This is a genomic window from Sulfurihydrogenibium yellowstonense SS-5 (assembly GCF_000173615.1).
Classification (GTDB): domain Bacteria; phylum Aquificota; class Aquificia; order Aquificales; family Hydrogenothermaceae; genus Sulfurihydrogenibium; species Sulfurihydrogenibium yellowstonense.
Map to the genome: position 1 here is coordinate 1 of NZ_ABZS01000188.1, position 3,115 is coordinate 3,115.

The window sequence follows — 3,115 nt, forward strand, 5'->3', positions numbered from 1 at the left end:
ATGATATCGTTATTTTTGTAAAAAATGAAAACATTTTATTCGCCGGAGACTTAGTATATCTAAACAGAATTCCATTTGCAGGAGATAGAGGCTCTTCTGTTAAAAATTGGCTTAACGTCTTAAAAGATTTAGAAAAACTTAACCCAAAAATAATTCTTGGTGGACACAATGAACCAATGGACAAAAAAGCTATAGAGTTTACTTATAACTATCTATCTTACACGAGAGATACAGTGAAAAAATTAAAAGATGAAGGCAAAGGACTTGATGAAATAAAAGCATACATAAACCAAAGCTCACCATACAAAAATTATGTTATGTATGATGTTTTTAACGATGCAAACGTTTATAAAATTTTCAACGACTTAGACTTAGAAGACTTCCAATAGAGGTGAAAGCCATGATAAAAAAAGTTTTAGTCTTGATTTTATTAATTTTTAGTTTTTCTATAGCTGAGGAAAACCCAAAAGCTGTTATCAACCTTACAACAGGAGATTTAAAAAAGTTTAAAATGTATCTTTTGAGCGGACTTGCAAATTCAGCCGAGTACTACAAAAACCAGTTAAGAGATTTAAAGGTAGTTGTAATCATCCATGGAGATGCGTACAAATTCTTTATAAAAGACTTACAAAATTCACCATACAAAGATGACAAAGAACTTTTAGAAAATCAAAAAGATATAGAATCAAGGTTAAGTTATTTGGCTACCAACTACGGCGTAAAGTTTCAAATGTGTGAGCAAGGAATGAAAGGCAAAAAAATAGACCCAAAGACTCTGTATAATTTCGTAGAGCTAATCCCAAACGCATTTATAGGACTGGTTGATTGGCAGAACAAAGGATACGCTTACATTCCTATACACTAAATACTTTGATATAATTAATTACAAAATTATAGGAGGTTTAACTGATGAAAGTTTTAAAAGCAATTTTGTTGGCTGTTATTCTGTCATTCTCGGCAGTTTTTGCATGGCAGCCATCGACAGAGGGTTCAGGTAATGGATTGGTTATTTACAAAATTGAAGGCGACCCTGCAGATATTATGATCGCACTAAAAGGAAATCTTGAAGCTAATCAAATCATCTTAGTAACAACAACAGACCCAGCAGCACCACTTTCAAACAACATTAAGTTATTCCCAGACTATAAAAAATTAAAAGTTGATTATATCCAAAACTTTCTTGTTACAAGCATGACAACGCTGTATAAAATCTTTACAAACGACCCAAACGCAATGGTTTTATCTCCATTTGTGATTACAGTTTACCAACTTGAAGGCGATAAATATACTTATATCGTAAGAACTAAACCATCACTTCTTTTAGATGGTACAAAGTACCCGGAAGCAAAGGCTGCAGTAGAAGAACTTGAAAACAGGATTGATAAATCTATAAAAGACTTAATGTAAAAATAATTTGAAAGGTGAGGCTATTGCTAACTCACCTTTTTCTTTAAAATAAATCGTTCTGCACTTTAAAAATTCTTAATATTTAATAAAATATCCTTTTGTATACCTTGAGGAGAAATTAGGGATTTTTATAAAATTTAAAAAGGAGGGCCTTCGGACTTACGTCCTTAGAATGATGGACAAAAGTGAGGCTGTTCCAAAAATCCAAATTGTCATTCTGAGCGAAGCGAAGAATCTCTACCTCTTATCTTCTCACCATTTTTAAAAAAAGAGATCCTTCGGACCTACGTCTTCAGGATGATGGACAAAATTAAACTCATTTTACACACATCATGCAACTTACAGGAATTAAAGCACCTACCCTCTCTTTAAAGCATTCTTTTTGAAATATTCTTATGATAGAATAAATTTTTGTTTATAGATGTATTTAGGAGATGTAAATGGCTTACGTGATAGATTATGAGCTTTTAGAGAAGTTAGAGGAAAAAGTAGGAAAAGAGGAAGCTAAAAAGATTGCTCAAACGATTGAGCTTATTTATAATGAGCTTGATAAAAAATCAGAAAGCTTAGCACAGCAGAAAAAGCTTGAGCTTAAAGATGAACTGACGAAGGAGCTTGCTACAAAGGCTGATATTGATATTGTATATCAAAAATTAGAATTATTAAAAACAGAATTAGAATCTAAGATAGAAATAAGTCATAAAGAGCTTGAAGCTAAGATAGACAAAGAAGTGTTAAAATTGCAAAATGATATACAGAAGCTTGATAAAAAGTTTACAATTATGTTTATAGTTTTGGCTTTTTTAATCATCTTCATAAACAAAGATGCGGTAGAGTTGATAATCAAACTTTTACCGTTTGCCAAGTAAGGAGTTACAAATGGCTTACGTGATAGATTATGAGCTTTTAGAGAAGCTAGAGGAAAAAGTAGGTAAAGAAGAGGCTAAAAAGATTGCTCAAACGATTGAGCTGATTTATAACGAGCTTGATAAAAAATCAGAGAGCTTAGCACAGCAGAAAAAGCTTGAGCTTAAAGATGAACTTACTAAAGAACTTGCTACAAAGGCTGATTTAATCTTAGTTAAAACTGAGCTTGAAGCTAAGATAGACAAAGAAGTGTTAAAATTGCAAAATGATATACAGAAGCTTGATAAAAAGTTTACAATTATGTTTATAGTTTTGGCTTTTTTAATCATCTTCATAAACAAAGATGCGGTAGAGTTGATAATCAAACTTTTACCGTTTGCCAAGTAAGGAGTTACAAATGGCTTACGTGATAGATTATGAGCTTTTAGAGAAGCTAGAGGAAAAAGTAGGAAAAGAAGAGGCTAAAAAGATTGCTCAAACGATTGAGCTGATTTATAACGAGCTTGATAAAAAATCAGAGAGCTTAGCACAGCAGAAAAAGCTTGAGCTTAAAGATGAACTTACTAAAGAACTTGCTACAAAGGCTGATTTAATCTTAGTTAAAACTGAGCTTGAAGCTAAGATAGACAAAGAAGTGTTAAAATTGCAAAATGATATACAGAAGCTTGATAAAAAGTTTACAATTATGTTTATCGTTTTGGCTTTTTTAATCATCTTCATAAACAAAGATGCGGTAGAGTTGATAATCAAACTTTTACCGTTTGCCAAGTAAGAGTTACAAATGGCTTACGTGATAGATTATGAGCTTTTAGAGAAGCTAGAGGAAAAAGTAGGTAAAGAA

6 protein-coding genes are annotated in these 3,115 nt (G+C 31.9%); all 6 read left to right on the forward strand.

Translation table 11 applies throughout. The annotated features are described in order from the left end of the window. On the forward strand, positions 1–389 hold a 389-nt coding region (locus SULYE_RS07255; protein ID WP_007548008.1), incomplete at its 5' end, for an MBL fold metallo-hydrolase. An 11-nt stretch (positions 390–400) separates the two neighbouring features. After that, the gene (locus SULYE_RS07260) at positions 401–865 is read left to right on the forward strand and encodes a DsrE family protein (RefSeq protein ID WP_007548009.1); all 465 of its coding nucleotides are present in this window, start codon (positions 401–403) and stop codon (positions 863–865) included. A 44-nt stretch (positions 866–909) separates the two neighbouring features. Further along, positions 910–1,407, forward strand: coding sequence for a hypothetical protein (locus SULYE_RS07265; RefSeq protein WP_007548010.1), 498 nt, complete (start codon positions 910–912; stop codon positions 1,405–1,407). Positions 1,408–1,847: 440 nt separating this feature from the next. Continuing rightward, entirely contained in the window at positions 1,848–2,276 is a 429-nt protein-coding gene (locus SULYE_RS07270) for a hypothetical protein (RefSeq protein ID WP_007548011.1), read from the forward strand. A gap of 10 nt (positions 2,277–2,286) precedes the next feature. Then, positions 2,287–2,661: a hypothetical protein gene (locus SULYE_RS07275; protein ID WP_007548012.1), complete on the forward strand. Its 375-nt coding sequence runs from the start codon at positions 2,287–2,289 to the stop codon at positions 2,659–2,661. A gap of 10 nt (positions 2,662–2,671) precedes the next feature. Further along, positions 2,672–3,046, forward strand: a complete 375-nt coding sequence (locus tag SULYE_RS07280; protein ID WP_007548012.1) for a hypothetical protein — start codon at positions 2,672–2,674, stop codon at positions 3,044–3,046. The last annotated feature ends 69 nt before the right edge of the window (positions 3,047–3,115 follow it).

Bases quoted from the DNA above. Each gene is read 5' to 3' on its own strand.
- SULYE_RS07270 (WP_007548011.1), top strand. From the start codon at position 1,848: ATGGCTTACGTGATAGATTATGAGCTTTTAGAGAAGTTAGAGGAAAAA.
- SULYE_RS07280 (WP_007548012.1), top strand. From the start codon at position 2,672: ATGGCTTACGTGATAGATTATGAGCTTTTAGAGAAGCTAGAGGAAAAA.
- SULYE_RS07265 (WP_007548010.1), top strand. From the start codon at position 910: ATGAAAGTTTTAAAAGCAATTTTGTTGGCTGTTATTCTGTCATTCTCG.
- SULYE_RS07260 (WP_007548009.1), top strand. From the start codon at position 401: ATGATAAAAAAAGTTTTAGTCTTGATTTTATTAATTTTTAGTTTTTCT.
- SULYE_RS07275 (WP_007548012.1), top strand. From the start codon at position 2,287: ATGGCTTACGTGATAGATTATGAGCTTTTAGAGAAGCTAGAGGAAAAA.